The sequence below is a fragment of the Micrococcus sp. FDAARGOS_333 genome (assembly GCF_002206575.2).
GTDB lineage: Bacteria > Actinomycetota > Actinomycetes > Actinomycetales > Micrococcaceae > Micrococcus > Micrococcus lylae.
On sequence record NZ_NJFJ02000001.1, the window covers coordinates 428,189 to 452,578 of the forward strand.

General features: G+C 72.4%; 18 protein-coding genes. 7 read left to right on the plus strand and 11 right to left on the minus strand.

Annotation, left to right across the window (positions count from 1 at the left end; all coding sequences use genetic code 11):
• Positions 1–8 precede the first annotated feature (8 nt).
• Both CEQ11_RS02025 and CEQ11_RS02030 read right to left on the minus strand, forming a co-directional pair.
• A complete protein-coding gene (locus CEQ11_RS02025) occupies positions 9–1,412 on the minus strand; it encodes an amino acid permease (protein WP_141756338.1) in 1,404 nt (467 codons plus the stop codon).
• Between the two features lie 299 nt (positions 1,413–1,711).
• Positions 1,712–2,260 carry an NYN domain-containing protein gene (locus tag CEQ11_RS02030; RefSeq protein ID WP_088477592.1) on the minus strand — a complete coding sequence of 183 codons (549 nt, stop codon included), beginning with the start codon at positions 2,258–2,260 and terminating at the stop codon, positions 1,712–1,714.
• A gap of 259 nt (positions 2,261–2,519) precedes the next feature.
• On the opposite strand from CEQ11_RS02030, the gene CEQ11_RS02035 reads away from it, so the two are divergent.
• Positions 2,520–3,368: a glycerophosphodiester phosphodiesterase gene (locus CEQ11_RS02035; protein ID WP_088478853.1), complete on the plus strand. Its 849-nt coding sequence runs from the start codon at positions 2,520–2,522 to the stop codon at positions 3,366–3,368.
• A 74-nt stretch (positions 3,369–3,442) separates the two neighbouring features.
• On the opposite strand, the gene CEQ11_RS02040 is transcribed toward CEQ11_RS02035, so the two are convergent.
• The 4 genes from CEQ11_RS02040 to CEQ11_RS02055 all read right to left on the minus strand — a co-directional run bounded on the left by CEQ11_RS02040 (position 3,443) and on the right by CEQ11_RS02055 (position 10,413).
• Entirely contained in the window at positions 3,443–4,942 is a 1,500-nt protein-coding gene (locus CEQ11_RS02040) for an aldehyde dehydrogenase family protein (RefSeq protein ID WP_102957470.1), read from the minus strand.
• Positions 4,943–5,188: 246 nt separating this feature from the next.
• On the minus strand, positions 5,189–6,913 hold the full coding sequence (gene pgm / locus CEQ11_RS02045) for a phosphoglucomutase (alpha-D-glucose-1,6-bisphosphate-dependent) (RefSeq protein WP_088477593.1): 1,725 nt from the start codon (positions 6,911–6,913) through the stop codon (positions 5,189–5,191).
• Positions 6,914–7,709: 796 nt separating this feature from the next.
• Positions 7,710–9,938: a catalase/peroxidase HPI gene (gene katG / locus CEQ11_RS02050; RefSeq protein ID WP_070637360.1), complete on the minus strand. Its 2,229-nt coding sequence runs from the start codon at positions 9,936–9,938 to the stop codon at positions 7,710–7,712.
• Between the two features lie 13 nt (positions 9,939–9,951).
• Positions 9,952–10,413, minus strand: coding sequence for a Fur family transcriptional regulator (locus CEQ11_RS02055; protein ID WP_067191714.1), 462 nt, complete (start codon positions 10,411–10,413; stop codon positions 9,952–9,954).
• Between the two features lie 238 nt (positions 10,414–10,651).
• Here CEQ11_RS02055 and CEQ11_RS02060 point away from each other — a divergent pair, with 238 nt between their 5' ends.
• Together CEQ11_RS02060 and CEQ11_RS02065 are read left to right on the plus strand one after the other, a co-directional pair.
• Complete coding sequence (locus CEQ11_RS02060) at positions 10,652–11,797, plus strand: acyl-CoA dehydrogenase family protein (RefSeq protein WP_088477594.1); 1,146 nt, start codon at positions 10,652–10,654, stop codon at positions 11,795–11,797.
• Positions 11,794–13,881 (plus strand): PIG-L family deacetylase, encoded by a 2,088-nt coding sequence (locus tag CEQ11_RS02065; RefSeq protein WP_088478854.1) that lies wholly within the window; start codon positions 11,794–11,796, stop codon positions 13,879–13,881. The genes CEQ11_RS02060 and CEQ11_RS02065 overlap by 4 nt, the downstream gene beginning before the upstream one ends.
• A 67-nt stretch (positions 13,882–13,948) precedes the next feature.
• Here CEQ11_RS02065 and CEQ11_RS02070 read toward each other — a convergent pair whose 3' ends face one another.
• Positions 13,949–15,367, minus strand: coding sequence for an amidase (locus CEQ11_RS02070; protein WP_088477595.1), 1,419 nt, complete (start codon positions 15,365–15,367; stop codon positions 13,949–13,951).
• A gap of 175 nt (positions 15,368–15,542) precedes the next feature.
• On the opposite strand from CEQ11_RS02070, the gene CEQ11_RS02075 reads away from it, so the two are divergent.
• Both CEQ11_RS02075 and pheA read left to right on the plus strand, forming a co-directional pair.
• Positions 15,543–15,869 carry a rhodanese-like domain-containing protein gene (locus CEQ11_RS02075; RefSeq protein WP_067191697.1) on the plus strand — a complete coding sequence of 109 codons (327 nt, stop codon included), beginning with the start codon at positions 15,543–15,545 and terminating at the stop codon, positions 15,867–15,869.
• The gene (gene pheA, locus CEQ11_RS02080) at positions 15,866–16,852 is read left to right on the plus strand and encodes a prephenate dehydratase (RefSeq protein WP_227718686.1); all 987 of its coding nucleotides are present in this window, start codon (positions 15,866–15,868) and stop codon (positions 16,850–16,852) included. The genes CEQ11_RS02075 and pheA overlap by 4 nt, the downstream gene beginning before the upstream one ends.
• Before the next feature lie 156 nt (positions 16,853–17,008).
• On the opposite strand, the gene CEQ11_RS02085 is transcribed toward pheA, so the two are convergent.
• Entirely contained in the window at positions 17,009–17,461 is a 453-nt protein-coding gene (locus CEQ11_RS02085; RefSeq protein ID WP_088477596.1) for an ABC transporter permease, read from the minus strand.
• Between the two features lie 57 nt (positions 17,462–17,518).
• Positions 17,519–18,637, minus strand: a complete 1,119-nt coding sequence (locus CEQ11_RS02090; protein ID WP_088477597.1) for a diacylglycerol kinase family protein — start codon at positions 18,635–18,637, stop codon at positions 17,519–17,521.
• Between the two features lie 65 nt (positions 18,638–18,702).
• On the opposite strand from CEQ11_RS02090, the gene serS reads away from it, so the two are divergent.
• Together serS and CEQ11_RS02100 are read left to right on the plus strand one after the other, a co-directional pair.
• Positions 18,703–19,989: a serine--tRNA ligase gene (gene serS / locus CEQ11_RS02095; RefSeq protein ID WP_088477598.1), complete on the plus strand. Its 1,287-nt coding sequence runs from the start codon at positions 18,703–18,705 to the stop codon at positions 19,987–19,989.
• Positions 19,990–20,090: 101 nt separating this feature from the next.
• Positions 20,091–20,882, plus strand: coding sequence for a Cof-type HAD-IIB family hydrolase (locus CEQ11_RS02100; RefSeq protein WP_067191710.1), 792 nt, complete (start codon positions 20,091–20,093; stop codon positions 20,880–20,882).
• Between the two features lie 213 nt (positions 20,883–21,095).
• On the opposite strand, the gene CEQ11_RS02105 is transcribed toward CEQ11_RS02100, so the two are convergent.
• The gene (locus CEQ11_RS02105) at positions 21,096–21,728 is read right to left on the minus strand and encodes a hypothetical protein (protein WP_067191712.1); all 633 of its coding nucleotides are present in this window, start codon (positions 21,726–21,728) and stop codon (positions 21,096–21,098) included.
• Positions 21,729–21,850: 122 nt separating this feature from the next.
• The gene (locus CEQ11_RS02110; protein ID WP_193762970.1) at positions 21,851–24,145 is read right to left on the minus strand and encodes a VWA domain-containing protein; all 2,295 of its coding nucleotides are present in this window, start codon (positions 24,143–24,145) and stop codon (positions 21,851–21,853) included.
• Positions 24,146–24,390 lie beyond the last annotated feature (245 nt).

The window sequence follows — 24,390 nt, forward strand, 5'->3', positions numbered from 1 at the left end:
GCCCGGCCTCAGTCCAGCGACCGGGACAGGTCCGCCTCCTCGTAGCGGACCATGCGGGACGCCGTGCCGGTGACCAGGCGGTGCACCAGCCACAGCCCCAGGAACAGCGGCAGTCCGATGTACGCGGTGGCCGCGGCCAGCAGATCCACGCCGCCGGAGCCGGTGAAGGCCTCCACGTTCTGCCCGAGGATCACCACGGCGCACAGCACCAGGGCGACGATCGGGCCGACCGGGAACAGGGCCGCCCGGTACGGCAGCTCCTTCGGGTCACGGCCCTGCGCCACGAACGCCCTGCGGAAGCGGTAGTGGCTCCACGCGATGCCCATCCACACGATGAACCCGGCCAGGCCGGAGGCGGAGACGAGCCAGACGTAGGCGGCGCCGTCCCCGATCAGGGTGGTCAGGAAGCAGCCGGCGCCCACCACGGTGGTCATGATCAGCGCGTTCATCGGCACGCCGCGGCGGTTCACCTTCGCCAGCACGGCCGGCGCCTTCCCGGAGGCGGCGAGGGCGTAGAGCATGCGGGTGGAGGCATAGAGCCCGGAGTTGCCTGCGGACAGGATGGCGGTGAGGATCACCGCGTTCATCACGGAGGCGGCGGCCAGCACACCGGCGTTCTCGAACACCAGGGTGAACGGGGAGATGGAGATGTCCTCCACCTCGGAGCCCAGCAGGTGGGGGCTGGTGTAGGGGATGAGGAAGCCGACGACCGCGATCGCGCCCACGTAGAACAGCAGGATGCGCACGAACACGGTGCGGATGGCGGTCGGCACGGTCTTCTCCGGGTTCTCGGCCTCGCCGGCGGCCACGCCGACCAGCTCGGTGCCCTGGAAGGAGAAGCCGGCCACCAGGAAGATCGCCAGGATGCCGGCCCCGCCGTCCACGAACGGGGCCTCGCCGGTGGTCCAGTTCTCGAAGCCCGGGGAGCCGCCGCCGATGATGCCCAGGATCATCAGCACGCCCAGGACCAGGAACACCACCACGGTGAGCACCTTGATCAGGGAGAACCAGAACTCGGACTCGCCGTAGGCCCGCGTGGACAGGGCGTTCAGCCCGAAGAGCAGGGCCAGGAAGAGCGCGGACCACACCCAGGAGGGCACCTCCGGCAGCCAGTACCGCATCACCAGTGCGGCGGCCACGAGCTCGGCGGCCACGGTGATCGCCCAGTTGTACCAGTAGTTCCAGCCGATGGCGAAGCCGAACGAGGGGCTCACGAAGCGGGTCGCGTACTCCTCGAACGCGCCGGAGACCGGCAGGTAGGTGGCCATCTCGCCGAGGGACTGCATGAGCAGGAACACCATGAACCCGATGACCACGTAGGCCAGCAGCGCACCGCCCGGACCGGCCGTGGCGATCGTGTTGCCGGAGGCCACGAACAGGCCGGTGCCGATCGCACCGCCCATCGCGATCATCGTCAGGTGGCGGGAGGCCAGGGAGCGGCGCAGGCCGTTCTGCTCGGCCCCGCCGCCGGGGTCGGAGGAGGCGGCGGTGGCGGAGCTCGGCGTCGGCTCGGTGGGGGCCACGGCGGGACCTTTCGGGAAGAGGGAACGTTGCCGTCCCGGCCTCCGCGCATGCGCGCTGCGCAGGGGGCGTGGGGACCACACGTCCCGAGCGGGCTCCCTCGGGACGTCGGCCCCCGAGCATAGCCCCGTCCTCTGAACGGGGAGGATTCATCGTGTCATGTCTCACCCGGGCCGCGCCGGCGCGGCGCTCAGAGGAACTCGAACGGGTCGAAGTCCTCGATGTCGATCACGCGCATGCGCGGCAGCGGGGCGTCGAAGGCCTGGACGTCGTGCTCCATGTCCCAGACCTCCACGCCCGGGATCTCCCGCAGCCCGCCGGCGATGAACTCGTTGAAGCCCATGAGGGCCACGCGCCGGTCCTCGTCCTCGGCGAGGGCGGTCATCTGGGGGAGGAAGTCGACGTCGTGGCTGGCGAGGACCACGTCCCCGTCCCGTTCGGTGAGGGCCTCGGCGGTGCGCTGGATGCCGAGGTCCACCACCTTGCCGGCGCCGCGCAGCATGACCGGCTGGTACCCCATCGCCAGGAGCGCCTGCACGAAGGCCAGCGGGACCTCCCCGTCGATCGCGAGGAAGAACAGCGCCGTGACCGGCTGCTCCCATTCGTCCTCGATGAACTCGCGCACCCGGTTCCAGCGCGGCCGCTCCTCCGGGTGGGGGCGCCGCTGGAGGATGGAGGTGCCGAGGGTGGCGTCGATGTTCTCGCCGTCGACGAGCAGGTAGGTCTGGCGTTCAGTCACGTCGTCGAGCCTACCGCCGGGTGCGCGGGGCGGGGCAGGGCCCCGCGCACCGCTTCCCGACGACGCCCCCTCGCCTCCGCCGGTCCGCCCACCGGGCGCGCGGGGCGGGGTCGGGCGTGGCGATGAGGCGTCGGCCGTCCACCGAGGCAGCCCCGCGGGGCGGTGGGGCGCGTCGTAGGCTCGTGCCGTGAGCCTGACCTCCCGCCTGACCTCCGGACTGTCCTCCGCCCGTGACGCCGCCGGGCGCGTCCGCGCGTCGGTGCAGCGCGCCGTCGAGCGTTCCCGCCGCACCCCGCCGCCGTATCTCACGGACTCGCTGCCGGCCCGGAACGGCTGGCCGCTGGGGTTTGCGCACCGCGGCGCGGACGTGCGCCGGGAGAACACGCTGGCCGCCTTCGAAGCCGCCGTGGACGCCGGGTTCACCTACCTTGAGCTGGACGTGCGGACCACGGCGGACGGCGAGCTCATCGTGTTCCACGACGGCACCCTGGACCGCGTCAGCACGGGCCGCGGCCGGCTGCGCGACCACACGTGGGAGCAGCTGGCGGACGTCACGGTCGGCGGGGAGCCGCTGCTGCGCTTCACCGAGCTGCTCACGGCGCTGCCCGAGGCACGCCTGAACGTGGACCTCAAGGACCGCGCCTCAGCCCCGGCCCTGGCCCGCATCCTCGCCGAGCACGACGCCTGGGACCGCGTGCTGGTCGCGTCGTTCCACGACTCGCGGCGCCGCCTCTTCCGGCGCGCCCTCGCCGACCTCGGCCACCCCGAGCGGGCGTACGGGCCGGAGCAGGTGGCGACGTCGGGCGGGGCGGCCGCCATCGCGGCGCTCGTTCTGCTGGGCCCGCTGGGACTGACCCGCTGGCTGCGCCGGTACGCCCTCGACGTCGACTGCGTGCAGGTGCCCGTCCGTCACGGCCTCGTTCCCGTGGCCACCGCCGACTTCGTGCGCCGCTGCCGTGCGGCGGGCCTGCCGGTGCACGTGTGGGTCGTGGACGAGCCCGATCAGATGGAGCGGCTGCTGGAGATGGGCGTGGACGGCATCATGACCGACCGTGCCGACGTGCTCGCCGAGGTCTTCACCCGCCGCGGGATCTGGCCGCAGCACTGACCCGGCCCCGTACACGACGCGACGACGGCCGCCCACGGTGGGCGGCCGTCGTCGTGAAGGGGGCGGGGTTGGGCTCAGAGCATCTTCGGCAGGGCCTTGCGCTTGAACCAGGTGTACGGCGGGTAGGCCACCTTCAGCGTGTCCACCTGGTCGGTCTTCGCCAGGGACGGGCGCATGTGGGAGAACGTCTCGAAGCCGGTCTCCCCGTGGTACGCGCCGATGCCGGAGGCCCCGATCCCGCCGAACGGCAGGGTGGTCAGGCCCGCGTGCAGCAGGGTCACGTCCGTGCACACGGCGCCGGCCTGCACCTGCTCCTCGAACGCCCGGTGGAAGCGCGGACGGTCCGTGAACAGGTAGGCGGCCAGCGGATGCGGGCGCGCGGTGATGAAGTCCAGGGCCTGCTGGAACGTCTCCACCTTCAGGATCGGCAGGACGGGCCCGAAGAGCTCCTCCTGCATCAGCGCGTGGTCGGCGCGGACACCGGTCACCACGGTGGGCGCCATGTAGCGGTGGTGGGCGTCCACCCGGCCGCCGACCAGCAGCTGAGCCCCGTCCTGCAGGTCCGCGGCCAGCATGTCCTGCAGGCGGGCGGCGTGCTCCTCGGAGATGAGCCGGCCGTAGTCGTTGGAGGTGCGCGGGTCCTCGCCGTAGAACTCGCGGATCACCTCCGGCAGGGCCTTCACCAGCTGCTCGTGGGCGGCGTCGCCGACGGCCAGCACGTAGTCCGGGGCCACGCAGGTCTGGCCGGCGTTGGTGAACTTGCCGAACGCGATGCGCCGGGCCATCGCCATGACGTTGCGGGACTCGGTGACCACCACGGGGGACTTGCCGCCGAGCTCCAGGGTGACCGGGGTGAGCGTCTTCGCCGCCGCCTCGTAGACGATGCGGCCGACGCGCTCGCCACCGGTGTAGAGGATGTGGTCGAACGGGTGGGTGAGCAGCTCGGTGTTGCAGTCCTTGCCGCCGGCCACCACGGAGATCAGCGCGGAGTCCAGGTACTTCGGCAGCAGATCGCGCAGCACGGCGGCGGTGGCCGGGGCCTTCTCGGACGGGCTGACGATCACCGTGTTGCCCGCCGCCACAGCGGCCACGAGCGGAGCCAGCGTCAGCTGCACCGGGTAGTTCCAGGCGCCGATGATCAGCACCAGGCCCTTCGGCCGCGCCTGCACCTCGGCGGTCGCCGGCTTCAGGGACAGCGGGGTCCTCACCGGACGCTTGTCCATCCAGTCCGTCAGGTGCAGCAGCGCGTGGTCGATCTCCGCGCGCACCGGCATCAACTCGGTCAGCAGGCCCTCGGTGGGGGACTTGCCGAGGTCGTGGCCGAGGGCGTCCAGGAAGCGCGACTCGTTCTCCTCCAGCATGCGCTTCATGGCGCGCAGCTGGTGCACGCGCATGCGGCGCGGATGGGCGGCACGGGACGTCGCCGCGGCGCGCAGGCGCTCCACGGCGGCGGTCGGGTTCTCCCCCCGCGGGCCGATCGGCATGATCGGCAGCATGGACGTGTCCGCGGGGACGTGGAGGTCGGCGTACTCCTGCTCGTCGGCGTCGTCGAGGGGCTGCTCGTGGAAGGTCATGGCACCACCGTAGTCCGCGCAGCTGACCGCCGCCTCTGTGCGTTCGGCGGGTGCCCGCGGGCGTCGGCCCGGAGCTGTGCGACGACGTCCGGGCCGCCCTGTCCGCCTTGGCACCACGCCTTCCCGACCCCACGCGAAGGCCCCCCACCCGCGAAGGGTGAGGGCGGAGAGGGCGCCCAGGGAGGCTGTGGCGCGGGAAGGCCCCCGCGGAGGGTGAGGGCCGTCGTCGGGAACCGGCGGCGCCGGTCAGCCGATGACCGCGTCCACGATCCTCTGGGCCTCCGCCTGCACCTGCGCGAGGTGGTCGGCGCCGAGGAAGGACTCGGCGTAGATCTTGTAGACGTCCTCGGTGCCGGAGGGACGGGCGGCGAACCAGGCGTTCTGGGTGACCACCTTCAGGCCGCCGATGGGCGCGCTGTTGCCCGGGGCGTTGGTGAGCGCGGCGAGGATCGTCTCCCCGGCGAGCTCGGTGACCGTCACGTCCTCCGGGGACAGCTCCTTGAGGCGGGCCTTCTGCTCGGCGGTGGCCGGGGCGTCGATGCGCGCGTAGACCGGGGAACCGTGGAGGGCCTCGAGGTCCCGGTACAGCTCGGAGGGGGAGCGGCCGGTGACCGCGATGATCTCCGCCGCCAGCAGGCACAGCAGCATGCCGTCCTTGTCCGTGGTCCACGGCTCGCCGTCCAGGGTGACGAAGCTGGCGCCGGCGGACTCCTCGCCGCCGAACACGCCGGAGCCGGTGAGCAGGCCGGGGACGAACCACTTGAAGCCGACCGGCACCTCCACCAGTTCGCGGTCGAGGGACTCGGCCACGCGGTCGATCATGGAGGAGGACACCAGGGTCTTGCCCACGCCGGCGGCCTGCGGCCAGTGGCTCCGGTTCCGGTACAGGTAGTCGATGGCCACGGCGAGGAAGTGGTTCGGGTTCATCAGCCCGCCGTCCGGGGTGACGATGCCGTGGCGGTCCGCGTCGGCGTCGTTGCCGGTGGCCACGTCGAACGGGGCGTTCCCCTCGGCATCCGGGGTCATCCGCTCGATCAGGGAGGCCATGGCGTTCGGGGAGGAGCAGTCCATGCGGATCTTGCCGTCCCAGTCCAGGGTCATGAAGCCGAACCGCGGGTCCACCTCCGGGTTCACCACGGTCAGCTCCAGGCCGTGGCGGGCCCCGATCTCCGCCCAGTAGTCCACGGAGGCCCCGCCCATGGGGTCCGCGCCGATGCGCACGCCGGCCTCGCGGATGGCGTCCATGTCCAGGACCTTCGGCAGGTCCGAGACGTAGCGGTCCAGGAAGTCGAAGCCGTCCAGCCTCGGGTGGCCCTCGACCTCCTCCGGGGCCAGGCGCCGCACACCGTCCAGGCGTGCGGTCAGCAGCTCGTTGGCGCGGCGGGCGATCCAGCCGGTGGCGTCCGTGTCCGCGGGGCCGCCGTGCGGCGGGTTGTACTTGAGGCCGCCGTCCGACGGCGGGTTGTGGGACGGCGTGATGACGATGCCGTCCGCCAGGCCGGCGTTGTCCCCGTCCGCGGAGAAGCCGGCGGGGGTGAGGTCGCGGCCGGCGTTCAGGTGCAGGATCGCGTGGGACACCGCCGGGGTGGGGGTGTAGCCGCCGCGGGAGTCCACCATCACGGGCACGTCGTTGGCGAGCAGGACCTGCACGCAGGTGTCCTGGGCCGGGGCGGACAGCGCGTGGGTGTCCTTGCCGACCAGCACGGGGCCGGTGATGCCCTGAGCGGCGCGGTACTCCACGATCGCCTGGGTGATCGCCGCGATGTGCGCGTCGTTGAAGCTGGTCTTGAGCGAGCTGCCGCGGTGGCCGGAGGTGCCGAACACCACCTTCTGCGCGGGGTCCGACGGGTCCGGGACGCGGTCGGTGTACGCGGCGAGCAGGGCGTCGACGTCGATGAGGTCTTCCGGCAGGGCGGGCGTGCCGGGGCGTTGGGCGGCAGGGACGGCGGGCGTGTGCATGGTCTCGCTCATGCCCCTACTCTTCCACTCCCGCATGATCGCGGGAAGACCGGGGGGTTCCGCGGTGGTGCGGGAGTGTGGGGTGTGGGGCGGGGTGGGGTGAGGTGCGGGGGGATGAGGGGCGGGGCGGGATCGTCTGTGTGCCACGGGTCGGAATCGGCGCCGTCGGGGCCGGAGTTCCGACGCTGCGGATACAGAAGGTCGGTCACCTCCGGCATCGGGGACGCCACGGGACAGTGGACGCCTTCGGACGGTGGACGCCATGTCGCCGGGGAATCCCTGGCCACCTCCGGCAGTCGGCGCGTCACCCACGACGACGGCCACGCACCCCCGGTGCGCGTGGGATGAGGGTGGGGTGGGATCGTCTGTGTGCCACGGGTCGGAATCGGCGCCGTCGGGGCCGGAGTTCCGACGCTGCGGATACAGAAGGTCGGTCACCTCCGGCATCGGGGACGCCACAGGACGGTGGACGCCATGGCGCCGGGGAATCCCCGGCCACCTCCGGTAGCCGGAGCGTCACCCACGACGACGGCCACGCACCCCCGGTGCGTGGCGCACCGGGGCGGGTGTCGTCGTCGGGAATCCGCCGGACCTGGCGGAGAGAGCGGGTCGGCGTCCCCGCCAGACCAGGCGGAACGAGCGGGGACGGCACCGTCCCCGCCGGACCCGGCGGAACGAACGGGGGCCGGCACCGTCCCCGCCAGACCCGGCGGAAAGAACGAGGGCGGGGTCCGACCGGAACGCGCAGCGAACTCCGGTCGAACCCCGCCCCCGAACCCCGTCAGGGAGGGGTCAGCGGATCAGCCGGTCACTTCCGGTTCTTCCGCTGCACGTCGTAGCGGTCGGCGTCCATGATCTTGGTCCACGCCTTGACGAAGTCCTTGACGAACTTCTCCTTGGCGTCGTCTGCGGCGTACACCTCGGACACGGTGCGCAGCTCGGAGTTCGAGCCGAACACCAGGTCGTTGCGGGTGCCGAAGAGCTCCTTGCCGTCGGCGGTGACGCCCTTGTAGTGACCCTCGGACACCTTCTCCCACTGGGTGTCGATGTCCGTGACGGCCTGCAGGAAGTCGTTGGACAGCACGCCCACGTTCTCGGTCCACACGCCGTCCTTCGAGTCCCCGTAGTTGGCGCCGAGCACGCGCAGGCCGGCCACCAGCACGGTCATCTCCGGGGCGGAGAGTCCGAGCAGGTTGGCGCGGTCCACGAGGGCGAACTCGGCCGGGAACTCCTTGTTGGAGCGCGGGTCGTAGTTGCGGAAGCCGTCCACCTTCGGCTCGAGGTAGCCGAAGGACTCCACGTCGGTCTGCTCCTGCGAGGAGTCGCCGCGGCCCGGGGTGAAGGGCACCTGGACGGGCACGCCGCCGTCGGCGGCGGCCTTCTCGATCGCCCAGTTGCCGGCCAGGACCAGGGTGTCCGCGAAGGACACGCCCTGCTCGGCGGCGATCTTCTCCAGGGCCTCGATGACCGGGCCGGTGACGGCCGGCTCGTTGACCTCCCAGGAGCGCTGCGGCTCGAGGCGGATGCGGCCGCCGTTGGCGCCGCCGCGGAAGTCGGAGCCGCGGTAGGTGGAGGCGGCGGCCCAGACGGTCTTCACCACGGCCGGGACGGAGAGGCCAGCAGCGGCCACGGCGTCCTTGACCGCCTTGACCTCCGCGTCGCCGGGCACGGAGGCCGGGGCCGGGATCGGATCCATCCAGACGAGCTCCTCGGTGGGCACCTCGGGGCCGTAGTGGCGGGAGATCGGGCCCATGTCACGGTGGGTCAGCTTGAACCAGGCGCGGGAGTAGGCGTCGTGGAAGGCCTCGAAGTCGTCCTTGAAGCGACGGGCGATCTTGTCGTACTCGGGGTCGAAGCGCAGGGCGAGGTCCGAGGTCAGCATGCGCGGCTCGCGGCGGCCGCTGCCGTCCGCCTCGGGCACCATGTCCGAGCCGCCGCCGTTGACCGGGCGCCACTGGTTGGCACCGGCCGGGGACTGGAACAGCTCCCACTCGTAGGCGTAGAGGATGTGGAAGAACTCGTTGTCCCAGCGGGTCGGGTGGTAGGTCCAGGTGACCTCGAGGCCGGAGCCGATGGTGTCGATGCCCTTGCCGGACTTGTAGGAGGACTTCCAGCCCAGGCCCATCTGCTCCATCGGGGCGCCCTCGGGCTCCGGGCCGACGTGCTCCGGGACGGTGCCGGCGCCGTGGGTCTTGCCGAAGGTGTGGCCGCCGCCGATGAGGGCGACGGTCTCCTCGTCGTTCATGCCCATGCGCTTGAAGGTCTCGCGGATGTCGCGGGCGGACTTGACCGGGTCCGGCTCGCCCTCCGGGCCCTCCGGGTTCACGTAGATCAGGCCCATCTCCACGGCGGCGAGGGGGTTGTCCAGCTCGCGGTCGCCCCTGTAGCGCTCGGCGCCGCCGTTGGTCCACTCGGTCTCCGGGCCCCAGTACACGTCGTCCTCGGGCTCGTAGGCGTCGATGCGGCCGCCGGAGAAGCCGTAGGTCGGCATGCCCATGATCTCGTGGGCGACGTTGCCGGTGAGGATCATCAGGTCCGCCCAGGAGAGGTTCTGGCCGTACTTCTTCTTGACCGGCCACAGCAGGCGGCGGGCCTTGTCCAGGGAGACGTTGTCCGGCCAGGAGTTCAGGGGGGCGAACCGCTGCTGGCCGGTGCCGCCGCCGCCGCGGCCGTCCTGGGAGCGGTAGGTGCCGGCGGCGTGCCAGGCCATGCGGATCATGAACGGGCCGTAGTTGCCGAAGTCGGCAGGCCACCAGTCCTTGGAGGTGGTGAGCACCTCGGCGATGTCCTTCTTCACCTCGGCCAGGTCGAGGGTCTCGAAGGCGGCCGGGTAGTCGAAGTCCGGGTCATGCGGGTTGATGACCGGCTGCTCCTTGGCGAGGATCTTCAGGTTCAGACGGTTCTTCCACCACTGCTGGTTCGCGTCGCCGGAGGCGGGATGCGGCAGGGAGGCGCCGTGGGCGACCGGGCAGCCGCCCTGGGTCGCGTCCTCGCTCACCTGGCCGAGGGTGGTGGTCTCGTCATGCTGGGAGGCCATGATCGTCCTTTCGTCAGAGGGTGGAGTGGGGGAGGGTGGTGTCCTCGGCCGCACAGGCGGGGCAGCGGCCCCAGTAGTAGACCTCGGCCTCGTCGATCGCGAAGCCGTGGTCCTCGGGCGCGCTCAGGCACGGCGCGGATCCGGTGTGGCAGGGGACGTCCACGAGGGCGCCGCAGCCGCGGCACACCAGGTGGTGGTGGTTGTCATGAGCGTCGAGCTCATAGCGTGCGGTGGAGCCCGCCGGCTGCAGGGACCGCACGAGCCGCGCCTCGGTCAGGGTGTGCAGGGAGTCGTACACGGCCTGGTGGGAGACGGTGGGCTGGCCCTCGCGGACGGCGGTGAGCACGTCGGCGGCATCCGCGTGCGGGTGCTCGCGCAGTGCGGCGAGCACACCGAGGCGGGGGCGCGTGACGCGCAGGCCGGCCGCGCGCAGCAGGGCTGCGTCGTCCGAGGCCTCCTTCAGTGCTGTGCTCATGGTCACCACCCAACCGCCTTTTCTTGAGTCAGTCAAGAAAACGTCGGGTCCGTGTCCGGTGGCCGGACGGTGACGCCGGGGCGTCCGCCCGGTGCCCCGCCCCCGTTTCCCGACGTCGGCGCCTCGCCGCGGCCGTCCGCCGCGCGCGGGCCGTTCCCTCTGGTCAGCCCAGGGCCCTACAGTCGCAGTCTCGGGCCGTGCACCTGCGGCCCCCGACGTCGTCTCCAGGAGGCTCGCCATGCCCGTGCACCGGGTCCGTTTCGCATCCGTCCGCTCACAGCGTGATCCGTCCGCGCCCGCCCCGTCCGTCGACGCCCGCGAGGCCGCTGAGGAGCGGCTGCTGGAGGCGCTCGCCGAGGCCGCCGGTGCGGACGAGCCTGTGACCGCGTTGGCCGCCATCCTCGAGGACGCGGACCCGGCGGAGCTGCCGCTGACCGGAGCCGGGCGCACCCGAGCCCAGTGGGAGATCCTCGCGACCCTCGGTGCCCGCAGCCTGGCGGCGGCCCGGGTGCTGGAGCCGCACCTGGACGCCCTCTCGATCCTGGCGCAGGCCGACGTCCCGGCCCCGTCGGGCCTGCTGGGCGTGTATGCGTCCGAGTCCGGCGGCGTGACCCTCACCGCCACCCGGCTCACCAAGCACGACGACGGCTCGGACACCTGGCGCCTGGACGGCACGAAGCCGTGGTGCTCGCTGGCGGCGGACTGCACCTCCGCCGTGGTGACCGCCCGGCGGGAGGACGACGGACGTCCGCAGGCGTTCCTGGTGGACCTGCGCCACCCCGGTGTGGACGTGGGGGAGCCGGCCTGGCCGGCCCTGGGCCTGCGGGCCGTGACCACCGGTCCAGTGGCCTTCGATGCCGTCCCGGCCGTGGAGGTCGGGGGTCCCGAGTGGTATCTGCAGCGCTCCGGCTTCGCCTGGGGCGGCATCGGGGTGGCGGCCTGCTGGTTCGGCGGCGCCGTGCATGCGGCACGCACCCTGCGTGCCCAGCTGCACCGCCGGCAGGCGCGAGCGGACGAGGGCCGCGGCACGGGACCGGACCAGATCGGGCAGGCCGCGTACGGCCGGGTGGACCGGCTGCTGCGCGCTGCCGCCGTGGTGCTGGGCGCCGCCGCGGACGCCGTGGATGCCGGGGAGCTGGACCACGCCTGCGGCATGGTGGAGGCGGACCGCGTCCGCGGGACCGTGGCGCAGGTCTGCACCGAGGTCCTGCAGACGGTGGGCGAGGCCACCGGTCCGGGGCCGCTGACCCAGGACGCCGGGCACGCCCAGATGGTGGCGGACCTTCAGGTCTACCTGCGCCAGCACCACGGAGACCGGGACGACGCCCGCCTCGGCGCCGCCCTGCTCGAGGACGAGCACACCGGAGCCGAGGCCTGGTGGTGAGCTTCTCGCATCTGGACGACGGCACCGCCGAGTCCGCGTGGGAGGAGGCCGGGATCGCCGACCTGCCACTGCTGCGTCTGCCCCCGCTCGACCGCACCTGGCTCGTGGTGGTGGCGGTCGCCCATCCGGACGACGAGACCCTCGGCGCCACGGGATTGATCCGCACTTCCCTGCGCGCCGGTGCACGGGTGGAGCTGGTGGTGGCCACCGCCGGCGAGGCCTCCCATCCGGACTCGCCCACGCACACCCCGGAGCGGCTGCGCGCCCTGCGCGGTCCGGAGCTCGAGCACGCCGCCGACGCCTTGGGCGGGGACGCTCGGGACCGGCTCCGCGTCCGTCGCCTGGACCTGCCGGACTCGCAGGTGGCAGCCCATGAGGCAGAGCTCCGAGGCGCCGTGGCGGAGCTGGTCGCGGCGCATCGGCCCGGCCCGGTCCTGCTCGTGGCCCATGACCGCACGGACGGCCACGCGGACCACGACGCCGTCGGCCGGGCCGTCGGGGCGCTCGCCGCGCAGGAGCATCTGCCGCTGTGCGAGTTCCCGCTGTGGTTCTGGCACTGGGGAGCGCCGGAGGCCCTGCCCTCCCGCCGCTACCGCCGGCTGCCCCTGAGCGACCAGGACCGGCGGGCCCGCCGGGACGCCCTGGCCGCGCACGCCTCCCAGGTGGCACCGCTCTCGGACGCCCCCGGCGACGAGGCGATCCTGTCCCCGCAGATGCTCACGCACTTCGACCGCGCATTCGACTGCGCCCGCTATTCCGGCCCGGACGAGCACGACGCCTACCGCGCCGAGGCCGTGTTCGACCGCCTCTACGCCGGCGCCGAGGACCCGTGGCGCTACCTCTCCAGCCCCTATGAGCGGCGCAAGCGGGCGCTCACCCTTGCCCTGCTGACGCGCCCCCGGTATGGGCGGGTCATGGAAGCCGGCGCCTCGATCGGTGTGCTCACCGCCGAGCTCGCCGACCGGGCGGACGAGGTCGTGGGGCTGGAAGCCTCCCCACTGGCCGTCGAGCGGGCGCAGGCCCGGCTCGACGGACTGCCGCACGCGGAGGTCCGGCGGGCGGTGCTGCCGGAGCAGTGGCCGCAGGAGCCCGCACCGCTCGACCTCGCCGTGGTCTCCGAGATCGGCTACTTCCTGCAGCCGGAGGAGCTCGACGAGCTCGTCGACTGCATCGACCGGGACATGGCACTGGATGGCGAGGTGCTGGCCTGCCACTGGCGTCAGCCCGTGCAGGGCTGGCCCCTGAACGGCGACGACGTCCACGCCCGTCTCGCTGCGGACCCCCGCTGGCGGATGGTCGCCGAGCACCTCGAGGCGGACGTCCGCCTGGCCCTGCTGGCCCGCGCCCACACGGCTGACCATGCCGTCGTGGTGGTCCCCGCGAGGGACGAGGAGGCGGACCTGCCGGACTGCCTGCAGGACCTCACCGCCACGGTGGACCGCTGGGAGGAGCAGCACGCGCAGGGGTCCGCGGCCGTCGTCGTGGTGGCGGACCGGTGTACGGATCGGACGGTGGAGATCGCCCGCGCGAAGGCGCAGGAGGACCCCCGGTTCCATGTTCTCGAGCTGGGCGCGGACACCCCGGGGCGGCCGAGCGTGGGCCGTGCCCGTGACGTGGGTGCCCGGCACGGCCGCAGCCTGTTCCCGGACGTGCCGGGCGAGCGGCTGTGGGTCGCATCCACGGACGCGGACACCCGCGTGCCCCCCGGCTGGCTCACGGGGCTGGCCGTGCTCGGCACCGGCGTGGACGTGGAGGATCCGCGCGGGGCCCTCGTGCTGGGCACCGTGGACCTCGCCGGCGCCGACCCCGCGCTGCGGCAGGCCTGGGCCGCCGAGTACGAGCACCGCGAGGGACACGGCCACGTGCACGGGGCCAACATGGGCTTGACCTGGGCGCAGTACGAGGCGCTCGGCGGTGTATCGCACTGCGCTGAGCACGAGGACGTCCGCCTGGCCGAGGCCGCGCGGGCGCACGGCGTGCCGGTGGTGGCGACGGACCGGGTACGGGTGGCGACGTCCGCGCGCCTGGACGGGCGCTCGCCCGGCGGGTTCGCCGGCTACCTCGCCGGCCTGCCAGTGGACTGAGCCCCGTCCTACCTTCCCGACGACGGCCCCGCGCCGCCGCCGTCCGCCGCACCCGGGCCGTCGGGCGTCAGGCGCGTGCGGCCTCCAGCTGGGCGGCAAGGGTGAGCAGCTGGGTCTCGGCTCCGGGGCGGCCGATCATCTGCACGGACCAGCTCAGGCCCTCCTCGCTCCGCAGCACGGGCACGGAGGCCGCCGGCAGTCCGAGCACGTTGACCATGGACGTGTACGGGGTGAACCTGCACTGCTCCGCGTAGTTCTCCTCCGGCTCCAGGGCGGTGAAGTGGCCGATCTCCGGGGGTGCGAAGGCGAGTACAGGGGTGAGGACCACGTCGTACGCGGCGAACTGGCCGCGCACGTGCCGCGCCCAGGCCGTCAGCCGGTCCACGGCGGCTTCGGTCTCCTCCTGCGGCCGTGCGCTCGCGGTGGCCAGGAAGTCGGCGGCCAGCGGGCCGAGGTGGGCCGCGGCGCCCTCCGGGAGCTCGGCCTTGAGCAGGTTGGAGGTCCACACGGCACGGAAGTCCTGGTGGTAGTCCTCGCCGTACTCCGGGGTGAACTCCTCCACGCTGTGGCCGAGCCCGGCCAGGGCGGTTGCGGCGCGGGTCATGGCGGTCAGAGCGGAATTGGCCAGGCGGATCTCCAGGGAGGGCCCGAACGGGGAGGCCGTCGTCAGCCCGAGGCGCAGGGGCCGCGGGCGCTCGCCGGCGGCAAGGGACGCGGCGTCCGCCTGCACGTCCGGCAGGGTGCGGCCGGCCAGGCCCTCGGCCGAGGTCATCACGTCGAAGAGCAGGGCGGCGTCCTCGGCGGTGTGCGCCAGCGGGCCGGCGCAGGTCAGGTTGGTGACCGTGTCCTCGGCCCGGTCCGAGGGGACGGTGCCGCGGCCGGGCTTGAGCCCGACGAGGCCGCAGGCGGCGGCCGGGATCCGGATGGAGCCGCCGCCGTCGCTGCCCGGGGCGAACGGCAGGATCCCGGCGGCCACCGCCGCGGCGGCGCCGCCGGACGAGCCGCCTGCGGAGCGCGTGAGGTCGAAGGGATTGCGGGCCGCCCCGCCGAGAGGGTTCTCCGAGTGGGAGTCCAGGCCGAACTCGGGGACGGTGGTCTTGCCCAGGGTCACGGAGCCGGCCGCGCGCAGCCGGGCCACCAGCGGGTCGTCCTGGGTGGGCACCGGCGCGGCGGCGGTGAGTGCGGAGCCGTGGCGGGTGGGCAGTCCGGCCACGTCCAGCAGGTCCTTGTAGGCCAGCGGCATGCCGATCAGCTGCCGGCGGTCGTCCTCGTCGCTGCGGAGGGCCGCGTCCGCGGCGGCGGCCTGCTCCCGGGCGCCCTCGGCGTCCAGGAGGGTGAAGGCGCCGAGGTCCGCGTTGCGCTCCGCGGCGGTCAGGGCGGCCTCGACGGTCTCGGCGGCGGTGAGGGCTCCGGAGGCGAGGTCGTCGCGCAGCTGCACGGCAGAGCGGTCCATCAGGCGGGCGAGGCGATCGGGTGTGGTTGCCATGGGACCCAGCGTAGAAGGTTCCGCCGTCAGTCCGCGGCGAGCAGCCCGGCGGAGAAAGCCGCTGAGGACCTCTGTGGGGGAGGGGACGGGGCGCTGCGTGGCCGCCTGACGGCCGGTCTCCGAGACGCCCGCCGCCTGTGGCCACCGTGGCGGCGGGCCCGGCTACCCTGGCCCCATGAGCATGTTCGAGACCGTCACCGTTGACCAGATCCCCGCCGATGCCGCGATCCTGGACGTCCGTGAGGACGACGAGTTCGCCCTCGGCCGCGCCGCCGGCGCCCAGCACATCCCGCTCGGCCAGCTGCCCGAGCGCATCGACGACCTGGACCCGGACACGGACTACTACGTCATCTGCCGCACCGGCGGCCGCTCCGCCCGCGCCGCCGAGTTCCTGGTGGGCCGCGGCTACTCGGCCCTCAACGTGGCCGGTGGTTCCGACGCCTGGCTGGAGGCCGGCAAGCCGATGGAGGCCGACGGCGACGCCGAGCCGACCGTCAAGTGATCGCGCCTCTGCCGCCCGTCTCGTCTGAGGCGGGTCGGGCGCGCGCCCGCTTCACCTTCCTCGGACCCGAGGGCACCTTCACCGAGGCGGCGCTGCGGCAGATCCCCGAGGTCGCCGAGTCGGACGTGACCCCGTCGTCGTCTGTGATCTCCGCGCTGGCCGCCGTGCGCGCCGGCGACGCCGACTACGCGATGGTGCCGATCGAGAACTCCGTGGAGGGCGGCGTCTCCGCCACCCTGGACGACGTGGCCTCCGGAGACGACCTGCAGATCCTCGCCGAGGTCCTCGTGCCCATCAGCTTCGTGCTGGTCGGCCGGGAGGGCATCGGCCTGGACGAGGTCCGCCGCATCACCACCCACACCCACGCCTGGGCGCAGGTCCGCGGCTGGGCGGACGCGCACCTGCCGTCCGCCGAGTTCACGCCGGCCTCCTCCACGGCGGCCGGAGCCCGCCTGTTGCTGCCGCAGGCCCACGACGACGGCACGGCCGCCCCCGCCTTCGACGCGGCGGTCTGTGCTCCGCTGGTGGCGGAGCAGACCGGGCTGCCCGTGTTGGCCGAGCGCATCGAGGACACCGCCGGCGCGGTGACCCGGTTCGTGCTGGTGGGCCGCCCGGGCCCGCTGCCGGAGCCGACCGGCTCGGACAAGACCACGCTGACCGTGCCGCTGCCGGACGACCACCCGGGTGCACTGCTGGAGATCCTGGAGCAGTTCTCCACGCGCGGGATCAACCTCTCCCGCATCGAGTCCCGGCCGACCGGCTCGGGGCTGGGGCAGTACTTCTTCTCGATCGACCTGGAGGGGCACCTGGCCGAGGAGCGGGTGCAGGCGGCCCTGGCCGCGCTGCACAGGATCTTCCCGGGTGTCCGGTTCCTGGGCTCCTACCCGCGCGCGGTCGAGCGCGTGGTGCAGGTGCCGACCCACATGAGCGATGCGGCCTACCGCTCCGGTCGGGAGTGGGTGGCAGGGCTGCTGCAGCGCTGAGCGTCAGCGGCGCAGGGCGTCGGCCACGGGCAGCCGGGTGGCCTTCCACGCCGGCAGCGCCGACCCCAGTGCCGCGGTGAGTGCGGCAGCGGACAGACCGAGCCCGAAGGCCTCCCAGGGCACCGCCGGAAGCCGGTGGGCGCCGCCGTCGGGCAGCTAGAGCGGCGCGGCCAGGTGCATGAGGCCGACCACCAGGCCCACGGCCACCACGGTCACGATCACCGCGAGCAGCAGGGACGACCCCATCACCTGGACGAACAGGTGGCGTCGCTGGGCCCCGAGTGCCCGTCGGACCACCAGTTCGCGGGAGCGCTCGGCGATCGAGGCCAGGCCGATGTTCAGCAGGCCCAGGGCGGAGACCAGCAGTGCCGCCGCCGCCACGGCGGAGAACACCGCCTGCATGAAGGACAGCGAGTCCCGCAGTTCACCGACGCGATCCACGCGCACAGGCTGTTCCGCACCGGGATCCACGCCCGCCGCGGCGGCCGCCGTCACGGCGGCTGCAGCATCGGTGGCTTTCTCCGGCGGCACCACGAAGCGCAGCAGGGTCTGGGTGGACGCCGGATCGGGCGGCTGCTGGAATTCCCAGAGTGCCAGCGGCGCCCACATCCGCGGGGAGGCGTGGCCGTCGTCGGGAAGCGGTGCCCTGTGCGGCCCTGGGGAGGGTCAGCGCGGCAGCATCACGGTGAGGGAGTCCGCCACCAGGCGGGCGTCGATGCCGACGACTTCTCCGGTGGAGTCGCCGTCCAGCTGGGAGACGATCGGCTTGTCGAAGCGGACCTGCACGCGGGTGCCCTGCAGGGTCTCCATCACGGGGATCTTCACACGGTGGCCCACCAGAGTGTTCGCGGCGATGCGCGCCCAGTCCAGCACGTGCCGCGGGGAGAGGACCATGACGTCCAGCAGGCCGTCGTCCGGCTTCGCGTCCGGCAGCAGCTCCAGACCTCCCTGCAAGGTGCCGCAGTTGGCCACCAGCACGGAGCGGACCTTGTAGCGGCGCGGGGAGCCTCCGTCCATGGTGATGGTGGCGTCCTGGCGGTCGCCCGGCAGGTGGCGCAGGCCCGCCTCGCCGTAGGCGATCCAGCCGGCCCTGGCCTTCAGGTCGTCACGGGTGTCCCCCATGACCTCGGCGTCCAGGCCCACGCCGCCGATCACCACGGCGGTGTGGCGGTGGCGCTCGCCGTCCTCGCCCTCGAGGCGCACGTCCAGGGTGTCGATCGTCTTGGTGGTGCCGTTCAGAGCGGCGGCGATGCATGCCCCGAAGTCCGTGATGGGCAGGTCCAGGTTGCGGGCCAGCAGGTTGCCGGTGCCCATCGGGACGATGCCCAGGCGGACGTCCGTGCCCACGAGCTGCTCGGCCACGGTGCGGACCGTGCCGTCGCCGCCGGCGGCGATGACCACCCTCACGCCGGCCGCCTTCGCATCCGCGGCCATCTGGGTGCCCGGGTCCTCCTCAGTGGTCTCCAGGACCAGCACCTCACCCATGCCCATGTCCCGGGCGGCGGCCAGCACCTGCTTGCGGACCTCGTCCGCGCGGTTCTTCACCGGGTTGATCACGAGGGCGACCTCGTGCCGTCCGGCGGCGTCCCCGGACTGCTCGTCCACCTGGGTCTTCAGCTGGTCCACCCGGTCCACCAGCAACTGGCGCTCAGAGCGCAGCCGCTCGACCTGCTTGCTCAGCCGCCGGACGCGCACGTGGTTCCACACGAGCACCACGCAGACCGCCGCCACGGCGATCAGCGCGATGACGGCGAGGACCATCTCCAGGGGGGTCTCACTGTTCATACCCCGATTCTAGGAAGCAGTGCTGTGGGCAGGGTGTCCTGCCCGGCCACCGCTAGTCTGGAGGGGTGATCGACGTCAAGCACCTCATCGAGAACCCGGACCAGTACCGCGCCTCCCAGGAAGCCCGCGGGGCGGACGCTGCAGCCGTGGACCGCATGATCGAGGCGGACAGCTCCCGCCGCGCCTCCATCGCGAGGTACGAGGAGCTGCGTGCCGAGCAGAAGTCCTTCGGCAAGAAGGTCGCGCAGGCGCAGGGCGATCAGAAGCAGGCCCTGCTGGCCGAGGTGAAGGAGCTGGCCGCCCAGGTGAAGGCCGCCGAGGCCGCCGCCGGCGAGGCCGAGGCCGCTCTGGCCGAGGAACAGCGTTCCTTCCCGAACCTGATCGTGGAGGGCATCCCGTCCGGCGGCGAGGACGACTTCGCCGTGCTCAAGGAGGTCGGCACCCCGCGCGACTTCGCCGCGGAGGGCTTCGAGCCCCGCGACCACCTGGAGATCGGCGAGCTGATCGGCGGCATCGACATGGAGCGTGGCGCCAAGGTCTCCGGCGCCCGGTTCTCCTTCCTCAAGGGCGTGGTGGCGCGGCTGGAGCTGGCCCTGATGCAGATGGGCCTGGACCTGGCGGTCGAGCACGGCTTCACCATGGTCATCCCGCCGACCCTCGTGCGTCCGGAGACCATGCAGGGCACCGGCTTCGACGTCCAGCACGACGATGAGATCTACCGTCTCGAGCGCGACGACCTGTACCTGGTCGGCACCTCCGAGGTGGCCCTGGCCGGCTACCACGCGGACGAGATCCTCGACCTCTCCGACGGCCCGATCCGCTACGCCGGCTGGTCCACCTGCTACCGCCGCGAGGCCGGCTCCGCGGGCAAGGACACCCGCGGCATCATCCGCGTCCACCAGTTCAACAAACTGGAGATGTTCGTCTACACCACCGTGGAGGAGGCCGAGGCCGAGCATCAGCGGCTCCTCGAGTGGGAGGAGCAGATGCTCGCGAAGATCGAGGTCCCCTACCGCGTGATCGACACCGCCGCCGGCGACCTCGGCCTCTCCGCCGCCCGCAAGTTCGACTGCGAGGCCTGGGTCCCCACCCAGGGCACCTACCGCGAGCTGACCTCCACCTCCAACTGCACCACCTTCCAGGCCCGCCGCCTGAACACCCGCGAGCGTGTGGTGAAGGATGACGGTTCCAAGGGCGGCACCCGCATGGTCGCCACCCTCAACGGCACCCTGGCCACCACCCGCTGGATCGTGGCGATCCTGGAGAACCACCAGAACCAGGACGGCTCCGTGACCGTCCCGGAGGCCCTGCGTCCGTACCTGGGCGGGATGGAGCGGTTCGAGCTCGTCTGAGCCCGCGTCGAGCCGGCGTGTCCCGCAGAGTTCACCGGTGCGCCACCGGCGCTTCCGCCGCGAGCGGCGTGCTGTCCGCCGGACCTGATTGGATGGGGGACATGATCACGAAGATGGTGTGCCTGGATGTGGACGGAACGCTCGTGGACCATGACGGGCGGATGCATGACCGCGTGCGGGAGTCCGCGAAGGCCGTGGTGGCCGCTGGCCACCACGTGGTGATCGCGACCGGCCGCTCCCGCGGCGCCACCCTCCCGGTGGCCGAGACGCTCGGCATCGACCGTGGCTACGTGGTGTGCTCCAACGGCGGCGTCACCCTGCGCCTGGATCCGGAGCTGGAGGAGGGCTACGAGGTCACGGACCTGCGCACATTCGATCCGCGCTCTGTGCTGCGGAGGCTGCGGGAGCGCCTGCCCGCGTCCAAGTACGCGATCGAGCTGCCGGACGGCTCGTTCCTCGGCACCGAGCGGTTCCAGGACATGTCCTTCGGTGTGCGCTCCGAGGGGGTCCCCTTCGACCGGCTGCTGGATCAGACGGCCGTGCGCCTGGTGGTGTTCTCCACGGACTCCTCCGCAGAGGAGTTCGGCCGGGCAGTGGAGGGCATCGGCCTGTCCGGGGTGGCCTACTCGGTGGGCTGGACCGCCTGGCTGGACATCGCCGCCGCCGGCGTCACCAAGGCCTCCGGGCTGGAAGCGCTGCGCACCGTGCTGGGCGTGTCCCAGGAGGACACCGTGGCGGTGGGCGACGGCCGCAATGACGTGGAGATGCTCCGCTGGGCCGGCCGCGGCGTGGCCATGGGTCAGGCACCCGAGGAGGTCGTGGCCGCCGCGGACGAGGTCACCGGCCACGTGGACGACGACGGCCTGGCCGACGTCCTCGACTCCCTCCTCTGAACCCCACCCGGACGTTTTCGTTCGGGAAACAGTCGAGTCCCCGGGCACTTTCGTGCGGGAAACAGTCGAGTCCCCGGGCACTTTCGTTCGGGAGACCGTCGGGCTACCGCGCGGAAGACGTTCGCTCGGAACACGTCCGACCGGGACCCGGGCCGGTCGAGAGCGCCCCTCGGGGGTCAGACGGCCGCCGGCTCCCACATCCGCCCCGGCACCTCAGCCCGCCTCCGGCAGGGCGACCTCGTCCGCGAGCGCGAGCAGGCGGGCGGCGGCCGGCCGGCAGGCGTGCTCCTCTGTCCAGAAGGAGCGCTGCACGGCCTGGGAGACGGCCTGGGTGGTGATGCCCAGCTCGGCGGCCACGAGCTTCTGCTGACCGCGCACACCGGGGACCATCAGGTCCAGCACGCGCCACTCGGCGTCCGTGCGGGTCCACACCAGCTGACCGATCAGCCGCAGCACGGCCTCGGCCTCGGCCGCGGCCTCCGCGTTCCGGGCTGACACGGCCACCGGGATGCGCTGGCCGTGGGCGGCGGCCTCCACCGCCTGGCGGGCGGCCACCAGGCCCGGGCCGGTGACGTCCTCGAGGTCCTGTGAGTCCGGAAGACCCGGGGTGCCGTCTGCGGCCAGCAGCGGTCCGACCCCCACGCCGACGTTCCAGCGCCGCTCCCGCACCGCCCGCAGCGCCACGTCCACGGCAGTGTGCGGGTCCGCGACCACGCCGATCAGCTCGTCCCCCACGGAGCGCTGGAACGGCAGCAGGGTGTCCACGTGGCGGAGCCGGCGGATCAGCTCGTCCACCATGTCTCCGACCTCGCGGGAGTCACGCTGGTTCACGGTCAGGACGTACATGCCCTCCATCCTGCCAGCCGGCTCGACTCCCGCCGGGGAACCCGGCCGTCTGCCCCACGCAGACGACCGCCCGGCCCCACAGTGGACGGTGTGGGGCCGGGCGGTCGTTGCCGGGGGTGCTGTCAGGCGCCGCGCCGGCCGGCCAGGATGATGCCTCCGCCGGCCAGGGCGATCACGCCGAGCCCGCCGATGGCCCACGGCAGGATCCCACCGATGCCGCCGGAGTCCTGGGACTCGGCCGCCTGCACGTCCGCCTCGGTGTCCTTGTCCTTCTGCTCATCGGTTCCCGACGACGGCTCCTCGCCGTCCTCGGATCCTCCCGCCTCGGACGGGGACGGCTCGGATTCGTCGGTCTCCTCCGCCTCGTCCGAGGACTCAGCGCTCTCCTCTGCCTCGTCCGAGAGGTCCGAGGACTCGGCGTCGTCCTCACGGTCGGTGTTTTCCGACTCGTCCGCGTCCTCGCGGTTGGTGTCGTCCTCCCGCTCGGCGTCCTGTTCCCGCTCGGCGTCCTCCTCACGGTCGGTCTCGTCCTCGCGGTCGGCGCCTTCCTCGCGCCCGGTGTCGCTGTCCTCGCCGAACGCCTCGGTGTACTCGGCGCTGGTGGTGATGAACTCGCCGGCCTCCTCCTCGGCCTCACCGCGCACGTCCACGGCCAGCTCGAAGGACTGGGGGACGTCTGCGGCAGAGGGGTCGTACTCCCGCTGGACCTTGATGTACTGGCCCCCGGGGACGGAGTAGGCCTCGGCCCCGCCGCTGGAGATCCGTCGGTTCGGGTGGATGTGCTCCTCCAGCACGCCGTTGGCGTACGAGCCCTCTCCGGGGCCGATGATCGACAGGTCGCCGGTGCCGTTCACTCCGCTTCCCCCAGCGTCGGGGTCGGACGTGAAGGACATGTGCTCACGCAGCGGGTTGTAGGCGAGGGCCCAGATCATGAGGTTGTCCTCTGCGTCCGAGGTGATGTCCACTCGGGCGGCCAGGGTCTGGTTGGTCGCGGCGTCGATCTTGAAGTACTTCGCCTCGCCGGGGACCAGCGTGTCGGTGATGGTCTGTCCGGACTCGATCGGTGTGGCGTCGTTGAAGGAGCCGCCGCCGGCGACCTGCTCTGCCTTGGCGGTCTTGACGTCCTTGAACTTCGGGCTCGGTGCCGGGGAGCCGGAGGCCTTCTCCTGCTTGGCGTAGGCCACCATCAGCTCCAGGGGGATCTCCTCGTCCGAGGCGGTGTCGGCGGCGTGCATGACCTCGACGACCACCTCGTCGTCCTTGGTCAGGCAGTTGTCCCGGGTCTCCTCGCTCAGCTCCTTGCTGAAGGCGTCATGCTCGAACCAGTGCACGGTCGCGTGCAGGCCCTTGCCGCGCGACGGGACAACCTCGTCCCTCAGCGCGGTGCAGGTCTCGTAGGGGCGCTCGGACAGGTCCACGGGCCGGATCAAGATGTCGCTGCCGCCCAGCATCTCGTTGGTCTCGCGGTCCTTGACCACCGTGGCTGTGACCACCGGGGTGTAGCCCTCGTGGTAGGGGATCCGGTAGTAGCGGCGGCCGGCAGAGTCGTCGCCGTCGTCGCTTTCGCCCTTCTGTGTGGCGATGGTGTCCGTGAACTGTCCGGCGCTCATGCGGGGCGCGTCCTCGGCGCTTCTGCCGCCTTCCACGGGGGTGCCGGCGGTCTGGTAGCCCTGCAGGGCGCGGGTGGTCTGGGTGGTCAGGGTCTCGGTGAGCTGCTCGGCGTCGTCGGCGGAGGAGTAGGTGCCGCCGGTGGCCTCGGCGATGCACTCGAGGGTCTCCTGGGCCTTGGTGTTGCCCTGCAGGCGGAAGCCGATGGTGTGCACGGTCAGGTCGATGCCGTCCTCGGCTAGCTGCTGGGCGATCTCGCAGGCCGGGGGCTCGTCACAGGTGGGCTCGCCGTCGGAGACCAGGACGATGGACTTCTCGCCCTCGACGTCCTTCAGTTCGTCCGCGGCGTGCTGCAGGGACTGGCCGATCGGGGTGCCGCCCTGGGCGTCCAGGGCGTCGACCTTCTTCGTCAGCTTCTTCGCGTCGACCTTCTCGACCTTCTGCAGGGTCTCGATCTTCGTGCAGGTCTTCCGGTCCGCGTGGCCGAAGGCGACCATGCCGAGCTTGGCGTCCTCGGGGGTCTTCTCGATCAGGTCTTTGGTGGCGTCCTTGGCTGCGTCGATGCGGGCGGTGCCCTTCTCATCGGCGTCCTTCTCCAGCATGGACTCGGAGTAGTCCATGACCACGACGACCGGCTGCTGGGAGGTGCCCGGGGCCGGGGTCTGTTCCTTCTGCTGCTCGGCAAGTGCGGGGGCGGCGGTGAGCGAGGCGAGGCCGAGCAGGCCTGCGGTGGTCGCGGCGGCGAGGACCGGACGACGCCCGGTCCGGGTGCGGTGGGTCTGTGCGGCGGCGCTGGCCTGGTGCTGCATGATGTCGATCCTCCAGGTGTTCTGCGGCCGCCCCGTCGGCGACCACTCCCTTGCGTTTGCTGTTGCAAACATACCCCAGGTGATCGCAAATGCAAACACCAGGCGCGAAGGATTCTCGTCCACTGCGGCGACGATTCGGTGAACTTCCGCTCGACTGCAGATGAAACGCCAGGTCAGAGCCGCCTTCCCCGCTCGGCATCCTGACGCGCCGCACATCACGACGACGGCCGCCCGCCTCCGCCGGA